Genomic DNA, 20,514 nt, shown 5'->3' on the forward strand with positions numbered 1-20,514 from the left:
GGTGATGGGAGGGGTCGACCGGGAGATGCGGCTCCCGGAAGCATGGGATTGAGGCGCGACGGATCAGGGTGGCGGTGCGGTGGAGTCTCGGGCGATGAGCTCGCAGGGGACGAGCACCGTGCGCCCCTCGGTCTCCTTGCCGATCACCGCCCGGGTGAGCCATGCCGCCATCTCGTAATGGGGCAGGCGCATCGTGGTCAGCGCGGGGGCGAGGTTGGTGGAGATGAGCTTGAGGTCATCGAAGCCGATGACGGACAGGTCCGCTGGAATGGACAGGCCCAGGCGGGCGGCGGCCCGGTAGGCGCCGGCCGCCATGCCGTCGTTGAAGCAGAACACGGCGCTGGGAGGATCGGGCCGGCTGAGCAGGGCGTGAGCGCAGGCCTCGGAGCCCGCGGGGTCGCTGGCCCCGCGCACCACCAGCTCCTCCCGGTAGTCCAGCCCCGCCTCCTCCAGCGCCTCCCGGTATCCCTGGAGCCGCAGCCCGACGGCGATGGTGGAGTCCTGGTCATAGGTGATGTGTCCGATCCTGCGGTGGCCCAGCTCCAGCAGATGCTCCACGGCCCGGCGGGCCGCCAGGCGCTCGTCGGGCACGACGCCGGCCACGCCCGGCCTATCGGCGAAGCCATTGAGCACGGCCACGGACTCCAGGCAGGGATCGACCTCGACCTCCTGGTGGTACATGGCCGCGTAGACGATGGCATCGACCCTGCGGGACTGGAGCTCGCGCAGCACCTGGCGCGTCTGCTCGCGGTCCGCGCCCCCCTCGGTCAGGAGCACTGACCAGCCCAGCTCGCGACTCGCCGAGACGATCGCCTCGATCATGGCCACCGCGTAGGGGGTGGACAGGACCTGCTCGGAGATGACGCCGAGTGTGCGGGTGCGCTGGGATCGCAGGCCGCCGGCCAGGGCGTCACGCACGTAGCCGAGCTCCTCGGCGGCATCGCGCACGCGCTGGGAGGCCTGGGCGCCCACGCGGCCGGTGGCCTTGCCGGACAGGACCAGGGAGACGGTGGCCGTGGAGACTCCGGCAAGATCGGCGACATCAGCCAGGGTGACCATGATCCTCCTTCCCATCCGCTTGGCGCGGGCCGTGCGTCGGTGCCCGGTGGCATCAGTATGCGGTCACCGCCGCCTTCAGTCAACCGATTAACGGATTCATTCTCAGTCAATTAATCGATTGATGGATTGGGGTCTCCGCGGGTCTTGCGGCGCCCCGGCAACCGCAAAGCGCCAGGGGCCCGGCGGTCTGCTCGACCACCGAGTCCCCGGCGCGTCTCTTGCGTCCCTGGCGCCGCGGTGCGGCGGGCTGGACCGTTTACAGGCTGCGCGGACTGGTGAGCCAGTCCCCGTCGGTGGGGCGCAGGCCGTGCCAGTCATGGCGACGCGCGTGGTCGGCTGCCAGCACGCCCGCCACCGTGGAGGGGTTGTGGAGGCGACCGGCCATGACGGCAGCGACCACGTCATCGAATCGCCACCACGTGGGCACGAACTCGGCCTCCTCGGCCTGCCGCACGGTGCGCTGCTCGAGCGGAAGGGGCCGCAGATCCCGTGCGAGGAAGACGCGCACGCCCTCAGTGGTGAATCCCGGGGAGGCGAAGAACTCCACCAGGACATCCCAGCGGGCGGCCGTGTAGTCGGTCTCCTCGGCGAGCTCGCGCTGGGCGGCGATGACCGGCTCTTCGCCGGGCAGGTCCAGCAGGCCGGCCGGGATCTCCCACAGGCTGGCGCGCACCGGGTGACGGTACTGGCGGACCATGAGGATCTCGGCTGCGCCGTCGGGCTGGGAGGAGTCCTGCCCCTCGCGCAGGGCGACGACGCTGACGGCGTCATGGTGGGCCACTGTCTGGCGGGCCAGAGGCCGGCTTCCGGGGGTCAGCGCGACCTGCTCGGCGTCGACGGCGAAGATGGGCCCGGACCAGACCCGCTCGCAGGAGATGACCTCGCGATCCTGGCGCTGGTCGCTGATCGGGGGCTGCTGGTGGGTGGGCGACTGCTGGTTCATGTCCGTCCTTGCGTTGGTGCGCATGATCGATCGGTGCGCCCGTGCGGGCGCGGAGCTGGGAGCCGGGCGCGGGCTGCGCCTAGTGCGCCGCGGCCCCGGGGCTCTGGCCGCCGTCGTCCCGGGCGTCCAGGGCGGCGCGGATGAGGGCGGCGAACAACGGGTGGGGCCGGGTGGGCCGGGAGGTGAACTCCGGGTGGGCCTGGGTGGCGATGTAGTAGGGGTGGAGGTCGTGGTCCAACTCGATGAACTCCACCAGCTCGCCGTCGGGAGAGGTGCCGCAGATGCGCAGGCCGGCGGATTCCAGAGCCTGGCGGTAGTCGTTGTTGACCTCGAAGCGGTGCCGGTGGCGCTCACTGATCTCGGTGGCCCCATAGGCCCGGGCGGCCAGGGACCCGGGGGCCAGGACGGCGTCATAGGAGCCCAGGCGCATGGTGCCGCCCATCTGGCCCCCGCCCGAGACGATGTCGCGCTGGGAGTCCATGGTGGTGACCACGGGGTCGGGGGTCTGGGGATCCATCTCGGTGGAGGAGGCCTCGGTCAGGCCCAGGAGGTTGCGCGCGATCTCGATGACCATGCACTGCAGACCCAGGCACAGCCCCAGGGTGGGAACCCGGTTCTCCCGCGCCCAGCGCAGCGCCCCGAGCTTGCCCTCGATGCCGCGCACGCCGAAGCCCCCGGGGACGACGACGGCGTCCACGCCCGCCAGGGCCCGCTCGGCGCCCTCGGGGCTCTGGCAGGCATCGGAGGCCACCCAGCGCAGCTCGGCGCGGGCGTGATTGGCGAAGGCGCCGTGGCTGATCGCCTCGGAGACCGACAAGTAGGCGTCGTGGAGGTCCACGTACTTGCCCACCAGCGCCACCTCCAGATGATGGCGCGGTGAGCGCACGCGCTCAAGCAGGCCGTTCCACTGGGTCCAGTCCACGTCCCGGAAGGTCAGGCCCAGGCGCTGGACGAGGCAGGCGTCCAGGCCCTCGCGGTGCAGGGTGGGCGGGACCTCGTAGATGGAGTCCGCGTCCCTGCACTCCACCACGGCGTCCTGGTCGACGTCGCACATGAGCGCGACCTTGTCCTTGACGCCCTCGGGCAGGGGGCGGTCGGTGCGCAGGACGAGGGCGTCGGGCTGGATCCCGATGCTGCGCAGGGAGGCCACGGAGTGCTGGGTGGGCTTGGTCTTGAGCTCCCCGGCCGCCGGCAGGTACGGGATGAGGGAGACGTGGACGAAGGCCACGTTGTCGCGCCCCAGGTCGGCGCGCACCTGGCGCGCGGCCTCCAGGAAGGGCTGGGACTCGATGTCGCCCACGGTGCCGCCGATCTCGGTGATGATGACATCGGGGACCCGGCCGTCGTCGTCGGGCTCGGCCTGAGAGCGCATGACCCGCTTGATCTCATCGGTGATGTGCGGGATGACCTGGACCGTCTCCCCCAGGTACTCCCCGCGCCGCTCCTTGGCGATGACGGTGGAGTAGATCTGGCCGGTGGTGGCATTGGCCTTGCCGGAGAGATCGACATCGAGGAAGCGCTCGTAGTGGCCGATGTCGAGGTCGGTCTCGGCCCCGTCCTGGGTGACGAAGACCTCCCCGTGCTGGAAGGGGTTCATGGTGCCGGGATCGACATTGATGTAGGGATCGAGCTTCTGCATGACCACGCTCAGCCCTCGGGCGCGCAGGAGGCGCCCAACGCTGGAGGCGGTCAGGCCCTTGCCCAACGAGGAGACCACTCCCCCGGTGACGAAGATGTGACGGGGGACGGTGGGCTGGTTCCTGTGGCTTCGAGCGGGTGCGTGGTTCACGGGACTTCAACCTAGCACCGCGCCGTCCCCGCCCCGTCACACCGGTGTCACATAGGGGCGTCGCCCTGCCCCTGCGCCTTGGGCGAGTCCGGCCATGCGGCGCTCGACGCCCCCGCGGGGCGCATCGGGGCGTCAGGCGCTCATCGCCCGGCGCAACTGGGCGGCCAGATCGGCGCTGGTCGGCAGGCTCTGGCAGGCACGGCTGGCTCGCCCGGAGGCCTGGGCACGGGCCCGGTCATCAGTCAGCAGCTCGGCGATCGCCTCGGCCAGGGCGGGCGCCTCAGCGGGCACGAGCACGGCGCCTCCCCTGGCGGTCAGTGCCGTCCCGCCGACGTCGGTGGCCACGATGGCCGCCCCGGAGCGCAGCGCCTCCTGGATGGTCAGCGGCTGCCCCTCCCACAGACTGGTCTGGACCACGATGTCGCTGGCGGCCATGAGCCCCGGCGCATCCTGCCGTTGTCCCAGGAGCCTGATGGGCAGGCCGTCCGCGGCGATGCGGTCCTGGGCCTGGACTCGCACCGGCCCCTCCCCCGCCACCGCCCAGGTGAAGGCCGGCATCTCGCCCACGCCGACCCTGCGCGACAGGATGGAAGCGGCCTCCAGCAGGAGGTCGATGCCCTTCTGGGGGGCCAGGCGGGCCACGGTCAGGATCCGCAGGCCCTGCCCCCAGGCCTCATCGTGGTCCGCGGGCGGGATGGAGGAGACGGAGGAGTCCTGAGCGGCCCCGGCCTCGGGGGCAGGGATGATGGCCAGCTCCACAGCCGCGGCTCCCCGGGATCGGGCGCGCTCGGCCAGGTCGGGGCTGACAGCCAGAACGAGGTCGGCGCGCCTGGCCACGATCCCCTCCAGCCATCGCCCCAGGGCGCGTGCGGCCCTGCCCCCCACGGTGAGGTTGTGCAGCGTGACAACGAGCCGTGCACGACCCGGACGGCGCCGTCCCAGGGCCAGGGCGGCCAGGGCGCCTGCGCGCAGCCCATGGGCGTGAAGCGCATCGGCTCGTCGTCCCAGGCGCCGCAGTCGGGCCACGGTCATGGCATCGGTGGGGCTGGGCAGCGGGCCGATCTCCAGGGCCTCGGCGCGCGCGGCTCCCACGTCCAGTCCCTCCAGCACCGCGGCCGGTGCCTGGACGATGACATCATGGCCCTGCCCGGCAAGGATCCGGGCGCAGTCGGCCAGGTGGGCGCGCACCCCTCCCGCGGCCGATCCCGCGACCTGGAGAATGCGCCTGCGGGCGCTTCCCGCAGGCCCCGCCTCGGGGTGAGTCGCCGTCGTCATGATCCGTCCTCCTCACTCGGTCTCACTCAGTGGCGCTGACGGCGCCCGCAGCCCGCTCAGCAGGCCGCGGTCCGCCAGGTGCGCGGCGCCCAGCGCGGCCGCCGCGGTCAACAGCGCCCCGGTGGCGGCCACCGCGATCCCCGCCCATGGCGAGGCCAGGGCTGCGCTCGCCGCACGGACAGCCAGTCCGCCCACAAGGGCCACGGGCGCTGCGGCGCCCAGGACGCGCAGGCTCGGCCTCAGGACGGTCCACCCCAGGAACCGTGCCATGACGGCCATCAGGCCCGCCCCGGCTAGGATCATGCCGGCGCTCTGCCCCACGGCCAGTCCCAGGAGGGTGGCCGGGGCGTCACCGCCCCGGGAGAGCCCGCCGACCGCCAACCACGAGACCACGGCCACCAGGAGCCATCCCGCCGCGGTGACCAGGGCGGCGTCGCGGGCGCGGTCGGCGGCGAACAGGACGCGGGTGATCTGGTAGATGAGGCAGTAGCCCACGATCCCGGGCGCCAGGGTGGCCAGGGCCATGCTCATCCCCTGGACGTCGGCCAGGAGCAGGAAGAAGCGCTCGGCACCGTGGGAGGCGGCCAGCAGCATCCCCGCCCCCGCCACGGCGACGGCGCTGACCGCCGCGGTGGCCCGTGCGGACAGCTCTCGGGCGCCCGACCCGACGCCCGCCCGGTCCTGCCCCGGCCCGGGGCCCCCCGCCCGGGCGCGCTCGTCGAAGGCCGCCGACAGGCGCGGGTAGAGGACCGTGGCCACGGGGACCGCCAGGACGGCGTAGGGCAGGACGTAGACGGCCTGGGTGTACTGGTGGACGGCCACGGTCCCCGTTGTCCCGCCCCATCGGGCCAGGGCCAGGACGGCCAGGACGCTGATCTGCTGAGCCACCAGGGTCACCACCCCGGCTGAGCCCAGCCGAAGCGCCCGTCCCCATGCGGCCGCATCGAGTCTGATACTGGGCCGCAGCCGCAGCCCCATGCGGTGGATGGGCCACAGCAGCGGCAGGCTCAAGGCGGCCACGCCCGCGGTCGTCCCCCATCCCAGCACCCGCAGAGCGGCGTCGGAGGCGCCCTCGGCGCCCTGGGTCATGGCTCCGTAGAGGCCGTAGGCGGCCATGACCACGACGCTGGAGAGGATCGGGGTGATGGCGGTCCAGCCGAAGCGGTTGTGAGCCTGCAGAACACCGGTGAGCACCACGCCGACGCCGTAGAGGGGGACCTGGAGGGCGAACATGCGCAGGAAGTCCGCGGCCAGCGCGATCTGCACGGCGCTGTCCTCGCCCTGGGAGACGGGCAGGAGGCCGGCGATGGGCTCGGCCGCCAGGGCCAGGGCCGCCCCCAGGGGCACGAGCAGCACCAGGACGATGCCCAGCAGCGCGCCGGCCGTGCGCTCGGCCTCCTGGCGCCGGGAGGCGGCGACGGCGGGGGCCAGGAGGGGCACGATCGTGGCGGCCAGCGCGCCGCCGACCACCACCTCGTAGAGGACGTTGGGGAGCTGATTGGCGCTGGCGTAGGCCCCGGCCACGGTCCCCGCGCCCACCGCGGAGGCCTGAGCGATCCACCGCAGGAATCCCAGGGCGCGGGCGATGAGGGTCAGGCCGGCCACTCCCCCCGCTGCCCCCAGGGCGCTGCGCGCTCGCCTCGGGCCCGGCGCCGGCCCGCCGCCCGCGCCGTCGTCGGCCACCCTCATGCCGGTCGGCGCCCCAGGTCATCCAGGGCGGCCAGGACCGGGGTTGTCGAGATCACCTGGGAGAAGGAGACCCTCTCGCTGGCCAGGATGAGGGCGACTCCCGTCCCCGCCGCCGCCCACCGCAGGGACCGGCGGGGATGGGCGGCCAGGGCCGTGCCCACCAGGGCGCCCACGGTGTTGGCGCCGGTGTCCCCGAGCATGGTGGTCTCCATGAGGTCCTCGGGAAGGGCGGCGGCCACCACGCCCAGGCCGGCTCCCGCCAGCCGACGACTGGGCCCGGCGTCCCGGCCGGCGAGGGCCAGCACGGCCGCCGAGGCCAGGCCCGCGGCCTTGAGGCTGCGACCCGGGCGCAGATCGAGCAGGTTCATGACATTGGCCCACGAGGCGATGACGACGGCCGACCCGGCCGCGTCGGCCAGCACCCGCACGCGCCCTGCGGTGCCGCCCTGGCCGCGGCTGGCCGCCAGAACTCCGCCGGCGACGGCCGCCCCCGCGCCGATGACGGCGATCTTGATCACCCCGGTGGTCACCTGCCCGCGCACCAGCGCCCCCAGGTGGCCCTTGAGCCCCTTGGGCGGGCGCCGGCCGTCCTGGCCCTGGGGCGCGGCCTCGGTCAGGTCATCGATCAGCCCGGCGGTCGCGGCCGAGGTGGTGGCGGCGACCGCGGCGATGGAGGCGGCGCGGCCGGGCTCCAGGCCCCCGCGGCGGCGCGGGGCGGGCGTGAGGGCGGGCGCGAGGGCTGCGATGCAGGCCCCGGCCGCCGCCCCGATCCCCCCGCGCAGGCTGACTGCGCGGCCCCGGTAGTTGGTGCGCTCCATGCGGGAGGTCAGCTTGGGGACCCCACTCAGCCCGCTGGAGGTCTCCAGGGCGGCTCGACCCGCCCGCGCCGCAGGGGCCAGCGAGTGCAGGAGGGCCGATCGAGTGCTGGGCGCGCGCGTCATGGACTCAGCCTAGGCCAGCGCTGGGGCGCAGGTGCGACGGCGCGGTCCGTGCCGCTCAGCGGGCCACGGGCGGGATCACCGCCTGGGCACCCTCGTCGAATCCGTAGTGGCTTCGGGTGCCCGCATCGGTGGCGGCCAGGGCCAGCGGCGTCGAGACCGCGGCGGTGGCCTGCCCCACCGAGTCGACGGTGGTCACCTGAGCCCTGGCGGAGCGGATGACGCCGATGAGGCTGGCCTCGCCGTCGGCGCTTCCCACCACGACGGTGGTCGCGGCGCTGGCGACTCCTCCCAGGGACTTGGCCCATACGGCGGGGTCCACGGATCCTGAGGCCGTGGCGGTGGCCTTCGCCTCGGGCCCGCCGGTGGGGCGGGGCCCGACCGCCACGATCATGGATGCCGGGGCGGAGGGCTGTGACTCGACGGTCATCAGGGGCTGGCCGGTGGCGGTCAGCAGGCTCTTGAGGGTGGCGGCCTCCGCCTCGCTGGAGGTCAGCGCCTTGCCCAGTCCCTCTCCCAGGATGGCGTCGGCGTCCTTGGAGGCGGGCTCGCCCAGGGCGGAGGCGACCTGGCCCGAGTAGGTGGATCGGTAGCCGGCACGGCTGGTGGAGATCCACTCCTGGGTCAGGGCGAATCGCCCGTCGACGCTCCCTCCGGCGGCCTGGATCTGGGTCTGGATGGCCTCGATGTCCTCGTTCTTGGCCTCGGGCAGGACCACGATGGCCACGGTCTTGCCCTCCAGGGTTCCCGGGAGGAAGCCCGCGGCGGCCTGGGTGATGTAGTTGTCGCGCTCATTGACGGCCGTGGCGGTCTGCTCCAGCTGCAGCTGCGTGGCCTTGCGCTCCTCCCGCAGGGCGGCGACCTGGTCGTTGAGGGCGGTTCCCAGGGAGTTCTGCAGGGGGCCCGCCCCCAGCACGACGCCCACGGCCAGGGCGAGGAACACCGAGATGAGGGAGACCAGATGGTAGCGGAAGTCGATCATGATGGTGGCCTTCGATTCGTGGTCGAGCCTTGGTGGCCCTGGGGGCGTCAGACAGTGGGCGATTGGGGGGACAGGCCCACCAGAGCGCGGAAGAAGTTGATGATGTCGTCCCACAGCACGCCGGACAGGCCCAGGAAGGCCTGACCGCCGGGGGTGGACATGATCGCCGTGGCCAGGGCGAGGAGCCCGGCCAGGGCCAGGCCCACCAGCCACCACCCGGAGATGCGGGTGCGGTAGAGCTGGGAGACGCCCTTGGCATCGATGAGCCGCCCGCCCACCTTCAGGCGGGTCAGGAAGGTCGAGGACATCCCCGAGCGACCCTTGTCCAGGAACTCCAGGAGCGTGGCGTGGGTTCCCAGGGCGACGATGATCTCCGCCCCGGCCTCGTCGGCCATGAGCATGGCGATGTCCTCCGAGGTGCCGGTGGCGGAGAACACGGAGTGCTCCACGCCCAGGTCCTCGACGCGCGAGAGCCCCGGGGCGCGCCCGTCGCGGTATCCGTGGACGATGATCTCGGCCCCACTGGTCAGGGCCTTGTCGGAGACCGAGTCCATGTCCCCCACCACCATGTGGAGCTTCAGGCCCTCCTCGAGAACCGCGTCGGCGCCCCCGTCCACGCCGATGATGATCGGCCTGTACTCACGGATGTAGGGGCGCAGCGCCTTGAGGTCCTCCTTGTAGGAGTACCCCCGCACCACCACCAGGACGTGCTTGCCGCTCATCTGGGTGCGCAGGGCCGGCATGCCCACACCGTTGAGCAGCAGGTCCCACTCGCCCCGCATGTACTCCATGGTGTTGGCGGCGAAGGCCTCCAGCTGGACGGCCAGCCCCGCTTTGGCCTCCTCCATGGCCGCGTCCACCGACTCGGCGCTCTGGAGCGTGCCCTCGGCGATGACCTGGGTCTTGCCCATGTGGCTGACCGCCCCGTCGTGGATCTCGACGCGCTGGCCGTCGTGCAGGCGCATGATGTCCGGCCCCAGGTCATCGATGAGGGGGATGCCGGCCTCGATGAGAATCCCCGGGCCCAGGTTGGGGTAGCGCCCGGAGACCGACGGGGCGGCGTTGAGGACGGCCGCCGGCCGGCGCTCCACCAGGGACTCGGCCGCCACTCGGTCCAGGTCGGTGTGGTCGATCACGGCGATCTCACCGGGCTGGAGGCGCTTGGTGAGCCGCTTGGTGCGTGTATCGACCCGCACAACCCCGGTGGAGCGCGCGGATCGGGACGCAGGCCTGCGGAAGGGACTCCTCACGCGTGGGATTCTGCCACGGCGGCCTGGTGGGCCGCCTCCTCCAGCAGCTCGGCGGCGTGCCGGACGGCGACCTCGGAGTCCTCGTGCCCCGAGAGCATCCGGGCCAGCTCCCGGTGGCGCTCCTGGCCGGTGACCACGACGACGCTGGTGCGGGCGGCCGGCGCTCCGCCGGGCTTCTGCGCGGGATCCAGGGGTAGCTCGGACTGCCCGTCACCAGCCGGGACGGTGTCCTTGCGCACCACCAGGTGCTGGTCGGCCCATGCCGCCACCTGAGCCAGGTGGGTGACCACCACCACCTGGTGGCTTCGGGCCAGGCGGGCCAGGCGCCTGCCGATCTCGCGGGCGGCCCTGCCGCCCACGCCGGCATCGATCTCGTCGAAGACCAGGGTGCGCACGCCCCGGCCTGGGGCGGAGGGCGCTGTCGTGGCGCGGGCCTCGGCCAGGACCACCTCCAGGGCCAGCATGATGCGGGAGAGCTCGCCGCCTGAGGCGCCCTTGCCCAGCGGCAGGGCCGGGGCACCAGGGTGCGAGATCAGGGCCAGTGTCACCGACTCCCCGCCGGTGGGGCCGGGCTCGTCCAGCTCGGTGAGCTCGACGACCAGGCGCGAGCCCTTCATCTGCAGGCCCTCCAGCTCGGCGGTGACGGCCTGCTCCAGATGGGTGGCCAGGCGCTGACGGGCCCCGGTGAGCTCGGTGCGCCGGGCGGCGAGATCGTCCTCGGCCCGGGCCAGGTGCTCGGCGAGGGCGGAGGCGCCGTCGTGGGGGCCGTCGAGCTCTAACAGGCGGGCGGCGGCGCGCTGCCCCCAGGCCAGCAGGGCGTCGACGTCCTCAATCCGCTCGGCGCCCGCGATCTCGCGGCAGGCCTGCGCCAGGGCGCCGCGACGGTTCTGGACGTGGGCCAGTCGGGCCGGGTCCGCCTCAAGGCCCGCCAGGTAGGTGGACAGGTCCCCGGCGATATCGGCGGCCTCGATGCCCAGCTGACCGGCACGCGTGGCCAGCTGCGCCAGGGCGGGGTCCACCGCGGCCTCGGCGGCCAGCGCCCGCTCGGCCTCGGCGATCAGGCTCACCGCGTCAGGGGCCTGGACCGCGTCATCCTCCCCGCTGAGCGCGCTCAGCGCGGCCGTGGCGGCGCGCCGCAGGTCCTCGGCGTGATCGAGGCGCTCGGCCTCCTGGGTCAGGGCGCGATCCTCCCCCGGCTGGGGGTCGAGCTCCTCGAGGGCGGTGAGCCAGCCGCGCAGACGCTCGATCTCCTCACCTCGCGCCTCGGCGGAGGCCTGCCACTCCTCCAGTGCTCGGGCCGCCTCCTGGCGCGCGCGGTAGGCCTGGGAGTAGCGGCGGCACAGGTCGAGGTGCTCGGCCCCTCCCAGGGAATCCAGGGCGGAGCGCTGGGCGGCCGCTGAGCGCAGCCGCAGCTGATCGGACTGCCCGTGCACGGACACCAGGGAGGAGCCCACCTCGGCCAGCACGGAGGAGGGCACGGCCCGTCCCCCCAGGTGGGCGCGGGAGCGCCCCGAGGCGGGGACTGATCGTGAGGCCAGGAGCAGGTCCTCGTCGATCTCAGCCCCGGCCTCAACTGCGCGCTGGGCGGCGCGCGAGTCGGGGTCGATGATGAAGGCGCCCTCCACCAGGCAGCGCTGCGCCCCGGCGCGCACGGCGGCGGCGTCGGCCCGCTGGCCCAGCAGGAGGCCCAGGGAGGTCAGGACCATGGTCTTGCCCGCTCCGGTCTCCCCGGTCAGGGCGTTGAGCCCCGGGGCCAGATCCAGCTCTGCGTTCTCGATGACGCCCAGGTCCTCGATGTGCAGGGAGTCGATCACGCCGCGCCCCCCGAGGGGCCGCGGCCCTGTGGTGAGGCGGGGACGTCCTCGAGGTCCCCGGTCTCCTCGGCGCTCTCGGCACTGGCCGAGGCGCGCCAGCCCTCGACCGGCAGGTCGAGCTTGCGCACGAGCCGGGTGGAGAAGGGGGCCTCGTTGAAGCGCGCCAGCCTGACGGGGCGCTCAGCCCGGGTCACTCGGATGCGGGAGCCCACGGGGGCGTCCAGGCTGCGCCGCCCATCGCACCAGACCTCGGCCCCGCCGAAGCCGGCGCGCTGGATGACCACCTCCAGGCAGGAGCGCGGGCCCAGCACCAGGGGGCGGGTGAACAGGGCGTGGGCGGCGATGGGCACCAGCAGCATGGCCTCGACCTCGGGCCAGATGACCGGGCCGCCGCAGGAGAAGGCGTAGGCGGTCGAGCCTGTGGGGGTGGACATGATCAGCCCGTCGCAGCCGAAGGAGGAGACGGCCTGGCCGTCGACGCCGATGGCGACCTCGAGCATGCGCGCCCGATCCCGCTTCTCCAGGGCGGCCTCATTGAGGGCCCATTGGCGGCTGACCGTCCCATCGGGGCCGATCACCTCGACATTCAGGGCGGTGCGGGTCTCCACCGTGTAGCGCCCGGCGACCATATCGGCCACCACCTGCTCCACGGCGTCAGGATCGGCCTCGGCCAGGAAGCCCACATGCCCCGTGTTGATGCCGACCAGGGGGATGTCCCGCTCGCGGGCCACCTCGCAGGCCCGCAGAATGGTGCCGTCGCCCCCCAGGACCAGCACCATGTCCACCTCTCCCTCGAATCCCGGCCCGACGGGCTCCACGTCGTGGGCGCGCAGGGCCTGCTCGGCGCGGGCCAGGGCGGAGGCGGTGGGCGCTGAGCGGTGGTGCGGGGGCACCGGCTTGTCGTTGAGGTCGCGCCTGAAGAGCATGACGCGCTGGAGCTGCGCATGCTGGTGGGCATCGGCATGGTGGGGCGCGATATGGGCGCTGCCCTGCTGGGTGGTCACGGCTGGCTCCTTCCGCGGCCCAGGTTACCGGCCGGGCCCTGCGCGACGGCCTCCAGGGCCTGGTCGTAGAGCTCCTGGCCGTCCATGTCACCGGCGCCCCCGGCCTGGCCGGCGCGCATGGCCAGGAAGTACTCGACGTTCCCGGCGGGACCCGGCAGCGGCGAGGCGGTCACGGCCCGCACGGCAAGGCCCAGTCGGTGGGCCGCCTGGGCGACCTCCACGACGGACTCGACATGGAGGTCGGGATCGCGGACCACTCCCCCGCGCCCCAGGCGCTCCTTGCCCACCTCGAACTGGGGCTTGACCATGAGCAGGAGGTCGGCATCCGGTGCGGCGGCGCGCGTCAGGGGCTCCAGGACCAGGGTCAGGGAGATGAAGGACAGGTCGCCCACCACCAGTCCTGGACCGGGGGCCACGGCGGCGGGGTCCAGGGTGCGCACATTGGTGCGGTCCAGGGCGGTGACCCGGGGGTCGGACCGCAGGGACCAGGCCAGTTGGCCGTAGCCGACGTCGACGGCCACGACATGCGCGGCGCCGCGGCGCAGCAGGACGTCGGTGAAGCCTCCGGTGGAGGCCCCGGCATCCAGGCAGCGGCGCCCGGCCACCCGCGGCGCCAGGCCGCGATCGGCCAGGGCGTCCAGGGCGCCGGCGAGCTTGTGGGCCCCACGGGAGACGTAGTCCTGACCGTCGCCGCCCCTGCGAGGAGGGAGCACCTCGATGGCCTGGGCCGGGTTGACCTGGCGCGCCGGCTTGGTGACCACGGCGCCGTCGACTGTGACGCGCCCCTGGGCCAGGAGCTCGGCGGCGTGGGTGCGGGAGCGGGCCAGGCCGCGGCGGGCCAGCTCGGAGTCGATGCGGATGAGGCGGGCCATATCAGCCGCCGGTCTCGCGCAGCACTGCGGACAGGTCCTCGTGGATGTCGGCCAGGGCCTGAGCGCGCTCATCCAGGGGGAGCTCGGCGATGGCCTCCAGGGCTGCCTCGTGGTCGGTCAGAGGGGCGCTGCGCGCCGGACCGGGCACAGGCCCTGGTCTGGGCGCCGGACGGGGGTGGGGGCTCACTGGCGGGTCGAGGTCCTTCCTGCGCAGGCGCGTCTCAGGGGGCCAGGACGTCGAGCTCGGGGACCTGGAGCGAGTCCCCGCTCGTGGTGTCGGCGTGGTCCCAGGCGGCGGCGACCAGGGCGCGGTAGGCGTCCAGGCGGACGGCGCCGGGCTCGGTCAGGAGGCCTGAGCCGTCCAGCTCCAGTCGCCCGCCGACCACGCGGGCTCGCTGCTGGCTGACCTGCCACCAGGTCGCGCCCTCGATCTCGACGGCGTGGGGGGCGGGGTGCGGCTCGGTCAGGCCGCGCAGGTCGGTGTGCAGGTAGCTGGGCCGCTCGTGAGGCCCGGCCAGGATGACGTCGCGAGCTCTCGAGACCCCGGTCAGTACGTGGAGGCCGGGGAAGCCCGCGGTGCGAGCGCCCACCAGGTCGGTGTTGAGGCGGTCCCCCACGGCCAGGGGGCGGCTGCCACCGGCACGGGCCAGTGCGCGCTGGTAGATCCCGGGGGTCGGCTTGCCCCCGGCAAGGGGCTGGACCCCGGTGGCGTTGACGACGGCCGCCACCAGGCTGCCGTTGCCCAGGGCGAAGCCCCTCTCGGTGGGCAGCGTGGAGTCGAGGTTGGTGGCCACGTGCAGGGCGCCCTGGGAGATGGCGTAGAGGGCCTCGGACAGCAGTGCCCAGTCGACGCCGGGGTCCCAGCCCTGGACGACGGCCGCTGGCCGGTGCTCGGCGGTGTCGGTGACCTGGTACCCCTGGTCGATGAGGGCCTCGCGCACGCCGTCGCCCCCCACCACCAGGACGGTGGCCCCCGCGGGGACGTGCTCGGCCAGGAGGGCGGCGCCGTCCATGGCGGCGCTGAAGACCTCGGCGGGGCTGGCCTGGATGCCGTTGTCGGCGAGCTTGTCGGCCACGGCCTGAGGGGTCCTGGAGGCGTTGTTGGTGACGAAGGACATGCGCATGCCCGCGCTGCGAGCGCCGTTGACCGAGTCGGCGGCGTGGGCGATGCGGGCATTGCCGGCGAAGCAGACCCCGTCGAGGTCGAGCAGGGCGACGTCGTGGATCTCGCACAGGGGTTCGGTAGCGGCCAAGAGGCCGACTCGCTCCTGGGTGCCGGGCTGTGCGCTGGTGATCATCTCAGACCTCCTCATGGGGCGCACTGGGGTCCTGCTCGGCCTCGGCCAGCAGCTCGGTGAGCTCGTCCTCGACGCGCTGGGCGAACTCGGCCGACCAGTGGGCGTCCTCGTCCGTGTCATCATCAGGGGACGCCGAGGCGGTTGGGTCGGCGGAATCCGCAGCCTCCGCTGTGTCCACGGCGTCTGCGGTCTCCGGCTCAGCATCCGGCGCCGCGGCGTCCTCAGCAGTCGGCTGCTGGGGCTCGTCATCGTCCTCGTCCTCGATGTCGAAGACCTCGACCTCCTCCTCGAATTGCTCTGCGGGGTCGGGACCGATGCGCTCACGAATGGCCTGGGCCTCAGCCTGGCGGCCCAGGTCCTCGAGCCGGTCGGCGCGCACGGAGTGGAGCCGCCACAGGATCTCGCTACGCGTGGGACGAGCCCTGATCGCGTCTTCGATGACCATGAGACCGAGCTCGGTCTGCCCCATCTCATGGCGAATACCGGAGGCGACCATGGCCAGCTCGGCTCGCTCTACGTCGTCGAGCTGGCGGGGGTCGGCGCCGGCGACGACCTGAAGGGCCTTGTCACGGTTGCCCAGGGCGCGCTCGCAGTCCGCCTCGATGGCGCGGTGAAGGTCCAGGCCGGAGAGTCGGCGCGCGGCCCTGATCTCGCGGAGCGCCTCGGTGTAGAGGCCGGCGAGGTAGGCGGCGATACCGGTGGACTCCCTGACGACGGCGACCCGTCCCGCCTGCGAGGCGGCGTAGCGCCCGTGCTCATAGGCCGCCTGGGGGTCGTCGTTGAGCAGGCGCTGGAGCATGATCAGGTGGCGGGCGACGTTCTCCGCATTGGCGCGCCCCAGGGCCCTGAGCTCAAGGCGGGCGCTGCGGTCAAGATCGGCGGGCTCGATGCCCTCGGGGACCGCCGGCTCAGGGACGCGCTGACGCTGGGCAGGCCGTCCGGAGGCACCGTTGGACCGCTGAGATCCGCGGCCGCGGTCGTCGCGCCTGTGGCCCCGGTCGCCTCGGCGACCGCCACGGGGGGCGTCCTCCTCGCGCCGCCCGCGCCCCTCGCCATCGCGCCATCTGCGCTGCTCCAGGGCCCTGCCATCCTCATGACGGCCCCAGGGCTTGCGCTCGCGTCGCTGCTCACCATCGCTGCGCCGACTGCCGGGCCTGTCGGCCGGGCGCCCGAAGCGCTGCTCGCGATCGTCTCGCTCTCCACGGCCGTTGCCCCGACCGCCGTGATCACCGCGACGGCCAAAGCCATGCCGTTCGGATCGTCCGGCATCCCGCCTGCGGTCACGGCGGTCGGGATGATCGTGATCGGCCATGATGCTTCTTTCAAGACGGGGACTCGGGCTGGGCCAAGCCTACCCGCAGATCCAGCGGTGGGTCGGTCGGTGTTTGGGTGTGGTGTGTATGTGTCCGGGCCCCTTGGGGTCCGCCCTGCTTGTGTGGGGCGGGTCCCCAGGGGGCCCGGTGTGGTGTGTGCTCGGTGGTGTCCTACTCTCCCGCACCCTGGCGGGTGCAGTACCATCGGCGCTGGCGGGCTTAGCTTCCGGGTTCGGGATGGGTCCGGGCGTGTCCCCTGCTGCTGTGACCACCGAGACGGTGGTGGGGCTTGCTCCCCCCTGTGTCCCCTTTTCTTTGTGTGTGGGGTGGGGGGGTGGTGCGGTGGTTGGGTTATTCGGTTGTGGGTCCCACCATTGTGTGGTGGGGTTGTGGTGGCTGGTTTGTTTGTTTGTGTGTGGGTTGGTTGTGGACCGTATAGTGGGTGCGGTGGTTGTTGTTTGCGTGTTTGTCCCCCCCTCTTTTTTTGTTTGCCCTTGTCCCTGTTCCTTGTTTGGTTGGGTTGGGGTGTTGGGGGGTTGTTTTGTGTTGGCCTATTAGTACCGGTCAGCTCGGAGGCCATTGCTGGTCTTCCACTTCCGGCCTATCTACCCAGTGGTCTGCTGGGGGCCTTCCACCCCGTTGGGGGTGTGGAGACCTTGTCTTGGAGATGGTTTCCCGCTTAGATGCTTTCAGCGGTTACCCGTTCCGAACGTGGCTAACCAGCCGTGCCCCGGGCGGGACAACTGGCATACCAGAGGTTCGTCCGTCCCGGTCCTCTCGTACTAGGGACAGGCCTCCTCAAGTCTCCTGCGCGCGCAGAGGATAGGGACCGAACTGTCTCACGACGTTCTAAACCCAGCTCGCGTACCGCTTTAATGGGCGAACAGCCCAACCCTTGGGACCTGCTCCAGCCCCAGGATGCGACGAGCCGACATCGAGGTGCCAAACCATGCCGTCGATATGGACTCTTGGGCAGGATCAGCCTGTTATCCCCGGGGTACCTTTTATCCGTTGAGCGACGACCCATCCACACGGGATCGCCGGATCACTAGTTCCTGCTTTCGCACCTGCTCGACCTGTCGGTCTCGCAGTCAAGCTCCCTTGTGCACTTGCACTCAACACCTGGTTGCCGACCAGGCTGAGGGAACCTTTGAGCGCCTCCGTTACTCTTTAGGAGGCAACCGCCCCAGTTAAACTACCCACCAGGCACTGTCCCTGACCCGGATCACGGGCCGAGGTTCAGGCGCGCACCATGACCAGAGTGGTATCTCAACAGTGACTCCACCACCACTGGCGTGGCGGCCTCAGCGTCTCCCACCTATCCTGCACAAGCCATGCCACACGCCAATACCAAGCTGTAGTAAAGGTCCCGGGGTCTTTCCGTCCTTCTGCGCGAAACGAGCATCTTTACTCGTAGTGCAATTTCGCCGAGCTCATGGTTGAGACAGCGGGGAAGTCGTTACGCCATTCGTGCAGGTCGGAACTTACCCGACAAGGAATTTCGCTACCTTAGGATGGTTATAGTTACCACCGCCGTTTACTGGGGCTTGAATTCACCCCTTCACCACCATGTGGTTGAGGGCTCCTCTTAACCTTCCAGCACCGGGCAGGCGTCAGTCCGTATACATCGCCTTGCGGCTTCGCACGGACCTGTGTTTTTAGTAAACAGTCGCTTCCCCCTGGCCTCTGCGACCCTCCCCCCTAGCCCGCAAACGGGGCTTCAAGGGTTGGGCCCCCCTTCTCCCGAGGTTACGGGGGCATTTTGCCGAGTTCCTTAACCATGATTCACTCGTGCGCCTAGGCATACTCTGCCCGACCACCTGTGTCGGTTTCGGGTACGGGCGGCTGGCACCATCGCGTCGAGGCTTTTCTCGGCACCACAGGATCACCCTACTATCCCCCACCAGTGGTGGGGTCACCATCACGCCTCACCCCCGTCATCCAAGACAGGCCCCCGGATTTGCCTGGGGACCGGGCTGCGCGCTTGAACGGGCCAAGCCATCAGGCCCGCGGAGGCTACCACTGTGCGTCACCCCTGTTAACACGCTTGCCTACCTGCGCGGAGGGTCCCCAGACCCAGCCCCCACCACACCCAGCCACCACCGAAGCGGCAGCCAGGTGCTTGCGTGGGGGCCTGGGCGTGGGTCAGCACCCGCGCGTCAGCATGGTCGGTGCTTCACCGGTACGGGAATATCAACCCGTCATCCATCGACTACGCCTGTCGGCCTCGCCTTAGGCCCCGACTCACCCAGGGCGGACTAGCCTGGCCCTGGAACCCTTGGTCATTCGGCGCTAGGGCTTCTCACCCTAGTATCGCTACTCATGCCTGCATTCTCACTCCCGCGCCATCCACCCCTGGGTCACCCCGAGGCTTCACCCGGCGCGGGACGCTCCCCTACCACCCACCACCCCTGCCAAAAGAAGCCGGGACAAGCCCAGCCCTGGAGGGATCATACGTGGTGGGTCCGCGGCTTCGGCGGTGTGCTTGAGCCCCGCTACATTGTCGGCGCACGACCACTTGACCAGTGAGCTATTACGCACTCTTTCAAGGATGGCTGCTTCTAAGCCAACCTCCTGGTTGTCTGCGCGACCGCACATCCTTTCCCACTTAGCACACGCTTAGGGGCCTTAGCCGGCGATCTGGGCTGTTTCCCTCTCGACCACGGAGCTTATCCCCCGCGGTCTCACTGCCACGCTCAACCCTGGCGGCATTCGGAGTTTGGTTGACGTCAGTAACCCTGTGGGGCCCATCAGCCACCCAGTAGCTCTACCTCCGCCGGGCAACACGCGACGCTGCACCTAAATGCATTTCGGGGAGAACCAGCTATCACGGAGTTTGATTGGCCTTTCACCCCTACCCACAGCTCATCCCCCCAGTTTTCAACCTAGGTGGGTTCGGCCCTCCACACGCTCTTACACGTGCTTCAGCCTGGCCATGGGTAGATCACCCCGCTTCGGGTCCAGGACGCGCCACTACAATCGCCCCATTCGGACTCGCTTTCGCTACGACTACCCCACACGGGTTAACCTCGCGACACGCCACTGACTCGCAGGCTCATTCTTCAAAAGGCACGCCACCACCCCACACCCACAACAAAGCAGGCAAGGGCTCTGACGGCTTGCAAGCGCCCGGTTTCAGGTACTATTTCACTCCCCTCCCGGGGTACTTTTCACCATTCCCTCACGGTACTATCCACTATCGGTCATCAGGAGGTATTCAGGCAGCCAAGTGGTCTTGGCAGATTCACACAGGATTCCACGAGCCCCATGCTACTTGGGAACCCCACCCACACCAGGACAATCACCGGTTACGCCTACGGGGGTCTCACCCTCTACGCCACGCCATCCCAGACGCCTCGGCTACCAGCACACCCAGCGCCGCCCCCCGGCAGAGAGACGAACAGCAAAGCCCCACAACACCGCGCGCGCAACCCCTGCCGAGTATCACACGCACACGGTTTCACCATCATCCGCTTTCGCTCGCCACTACTCACGGAATATCTTCTCCTACGGGTACTGAGATGTTTCACTTCCCCGCGTCACCCCCCGCGCCCTAGACAATTCAGACACGGGTGACACGACATGACTCGTGCCGGGTCCCCCCATTCGGAAACCCTCGGATCACAGCCCGCCAGCCGGCTCCCCGAGGCTTATCGCAGGCCACCACGTCCTTCATCGGCCCCTGATGCCAAGGCATCCACCGAACGCTCAAAAAAACAAAACAACAACACCACCCCACACAACCAACCATACAGTCAGCCACGCGCGAATGGTGCGACACAACACAACAAAACACAGAACACAGGCCACACAACCAACCACAACCCAACAGGCTGCGATCAGAAGCGCGACCACAACACATTCACAGCACTACACGCACCACCCCCGCACGCACCCCAAGAACCCCCGGGACACGCGACAAGGCAATGCGAGATGCTCGCACCCACTATACAGTTCACAACCAACCCACCCACACCCCACCCAGACAACCCCGACAACAATCAGGGCCGCCCAGCAGGGCCGGGCCACCAGGGCGCACCGCCCCAGAGCCCGACAGCATGCCACCCCCACCCCATCCGACCACCCCCACCCCCACAAGCAGGGGGGCGCAGGCGACCAGGCAGACCAGGGCACCACCCACACCCCCAAGGAGAGGGGATGCTGGTGGTGGTTCCTCATGCCATTACTCAACCCCGCACCACACCCCACCTGCTGGGGGGATGGTGGTGCGGGTCTCCCAACTTGGCGGCAGCCCCCATGCTGCGCCCCGGACCGGGCCCCAGGCAGG

At 71.0% G+C, this 20,514-nt stretch carries 14 protein-coding genes and 2 rRNA genes; all 16 read right to left on the minus strand.

What is annotated here, in order from left to right; translation table 11 throughout:
• Positions 1–63: 63 nt before the first annotated feature.
• Positions 64–1,059 (minus strand): LacI family DNA-binding transcriptional regulator, encoded by a 996-nt coding sequence (locus EL266_RS10480; protein WP_026427585.1) that lies wholly within the window; start codon positions 1,057–1,059, stop codon positions 64–66.
• A gap of 256 nt (positions 1,060–1,315) precedes the next feature.
• Complete coding sequence (locus EL266_RS10485) at positions 1,316–2,002, minus strand: NUDIX domain-containing protein (protein WP_051281341.1); 687 nt, start codon at positions 2,000–2,002, stop codon at positions 1,316–1,318.
• Between the two features lie 79 nt (positions 2,003–2,081).
• Positions 2,082–3,791 (minus strand): CTP synthase, encoded by a 1,710-nt coding sequence (locus EL266_RS10490; RefSeq protein ID WP_051281342.1) that lies wholly within the window; start codon positions 3,789–3,791, stop codon positions 2,082–2,084.
• 132 nt (positions 3,792–3,923) lie between these two features.
• Positions 3,924–5,066 (minus strand): glycosyltransferase family 4 protein, encoded by a 1,143-nt coding sequence (locus tag EL266_RS10495; protein ID WP_026427587.1) that lies wholly within the window; start codon positions 5,064–5,066, stop codon positions 3,924–3,926.
• A gap of 12 nt (positions 5,067–5,078) precedes the next feature.
• A complete protein-coding gene (murJ, locus tag EL266_RS10500) occupies positions 5,079–6,755 on the minus strand; it encodes a murein biosynthesis integral membrane protein MurJ (RefSeq protein ID WP_051281343.1) in 1,677 nt (558 codons plus the stop codon).
• Complete coding sequence (locus tag EL266_RS10505; RefSeq protein WP_026427588.1) at positions 6,752–7,696, minus strand: hypothetical protein; 945 nt, start codon at positions 7,694–7,696, stop codon at positions 6,752–6,754. Before EL266_RS10505 ends, murJ begins: the two co-directional genes overlap by 4 nt.
• 55 nt (positions 7,697–7,751) lie before the next feature.
• Entirely contained in the window at positions 7,752–8,675 is a 924-nt protein-coding gene (locus EL266_RS10510) for a copper transporter (RefSeq protein ID WP_026427589.1), read from the minus strand.
• A gap of 47 nt (positions 8,676–8,722) precedes the next feature.
• The gene (gene steA, locus EL266_RS10515) at positions 8,723–9,925 is read right to left on the minus strand and encodes a putative cytokinetic ring protein SteA (RefSeq protein ID WP_026427590.1); all 1,203 of its coding nucleotides are present in this window, start codon (positions 9,923–9,925) and stop codon (positions 8,723–8,725) included.
• Entirely contained in the window at positions 9,922–11,739 is a 1,818-nt protein-coding gene (recN, locus tag EL266_RS10520) for a DNA repair protein RecN (RefSeq protein WP_026427591.1), read from the minus strand. The genes steA and recN overlap by 4 nt, the downstream gene beginning before the upstream one ends.
• Positions 11,736–12,665, minus strand: a complete 930-nt coding sequence (locus EL266_RS10525) for an NAD kinase (RefSeq protein WP_051281353.1) — start codon at positions 12,663–12,665, stop codon at positions 11,736–11,738. The genes recN and EL266_RS10525 overlap by 4 nt, the downstream gene beginning before the upstream one ends.
• A gap of 74 nt (positions 12,666–12,739) precedes the next feature.
• Entirely contained in the window at positions 12,740–13,615 is an 876-nt protein-coding gene (locus EL266_RS10530) for a TlyA family RNA methyltransferase (protein ID WP_026427592.1), read from the minus strand.
• Position 13,616: 1 nt separating this feature from the next.
• On the minus strand, positions 13,617–13,763 hold the full coding sequence (locus EL266_RS13425; protein ID WP_156907657.1) for a hypothetical protein: 147 nt from the start codon (positions 13,761–13,763) through the stop codon (positions 13,617–13,619).
• A 73-nt stretch (positions 13,764–13,836) separates the two neighbouring features.
• Positions 13,837–14,928, minus strand: coding sequence for an HAD-IIA family hydrolase (locus EL266_RS10535; RefSeq protein WP_026427594.1), 1,092 nt, complete (start codon positions 14,926–14,928; stop codon positions 13,837–13,839).
• Positions 14,915–15,712 carry a tetratricopeptide repeat protein gene (locus EL266_RS14060; RefSeq protein WP_026427595.1) on the minus strand — a complete coding sequence of 266 codons (798 nt, stop codon included), beginning with the start codon at positions 15,710–15,712 and terminating at the stop codon, positions 14,915–14,917. The genes EL266_RS10535 and EL266_RS14060 overlap by 14 nt, the downstream gene beginning before the upstream one ends.
• A gap of 672 nt (positions 15,713–16,384) precedes the next feature.
• A 5S ribosomal RNA gene (rrf, locus tag EL266_RS10545) occupies positions 16,385–16,502 on the minus strand.
• Between the two features lie 259 nt (positions 16,503–16,761).
• A 23S ribosomal RNA gene (locus EL266_RS10550) occupies positions 16,762–19,950 on the minus strand.
• Between the last annotated feature and the right edge of the window lie 564 nt (positions 19,951–20,514).

The sequence above is a fragment of the Actinomyces slackii genome (genome assembly GCF_900637295.1).
GTDB lineage: Bacteria > Actinomycetota > Actinomycetes > Actinomycetales > Actinomycetaceae > Actinomyces > Actinomyces slackii.

Excerpts from the sequence above, each read along its gene's own strand:
- EL266_RS10535 (WP_026427594.1), bottom strand. The coding sequence starts at position 14,928 with ATGAGGAGGTCTGAGATGATCACCAGCGCACAGCCCGGCACCCAGGAG.
- EL266_RS10510 (WP_026427589.1), bottom strand. The coding sequence starts at position 8,675 with ATGATCGACTTCCGCTACCATCTGGTCTCCCTCATCTCGGTGTTCCTC.
- EL266_RS10495 (WP_026427587.1), bottom strand. The coding sequence starts at position 5,066 with ATGACGACGGCGACTCACCCCGAGGCGGGGCCTGCGGGAAGCGCCCGC.
- EL266_RS10525 (WP_051281353.1), bottom strand. The coding sequence starts at position 12,665 with ATGCTCTTCAGGCGCGACCTCAACGACAAGCCGGTGCCCCCGCACCAC.
- EL266_RS10485 (WP_051281341.1), bottom strand. The coding sequence starts at position 2,002 with ATGAACCAGCAGTCGCCCACCCACCAGCAGCCCCCGATCAGCGACCAG.
- murJ (WP_051281343.1), bottom strand. The coding sequence starts at position 6,755 with ATGAGGGTGGCCGACGACGGCGCGGGCGGCGGGCCGGCGCCGGGCCCG.
- EL266_RS14060 (WP_026427595.1), bottom strand. The coding sequence starts at position 15,712 with ATGCTCCAGCGCCTGCTCAACGACGACCCCCAGGCGGCCTATGAGCAC.
- EL266_RS10530 (WP_026427592.1), bottom strand. The coding sequence starts at position 13,615 with ATGGCCCGCCTCATCCGCATCGACTCCGAGCTGGCCCGCCGCGGCCTG.
- EL266_RS10480 (WP_026427585.1), bottom strand. The coding sequence starts at position 1,059 with ATGGTCACCCTGGCTGATGTCGCCGATCTTGCCGGAGTCTCCACGGCC.
- EL266_RS10505 (WP_026427588.1), bottom strand. The coding sequence starts at position 7,696 with ATGACGCGCGCGCCCAGCACTCGATCGGCCCTCCTGCACTCGCTGGCC.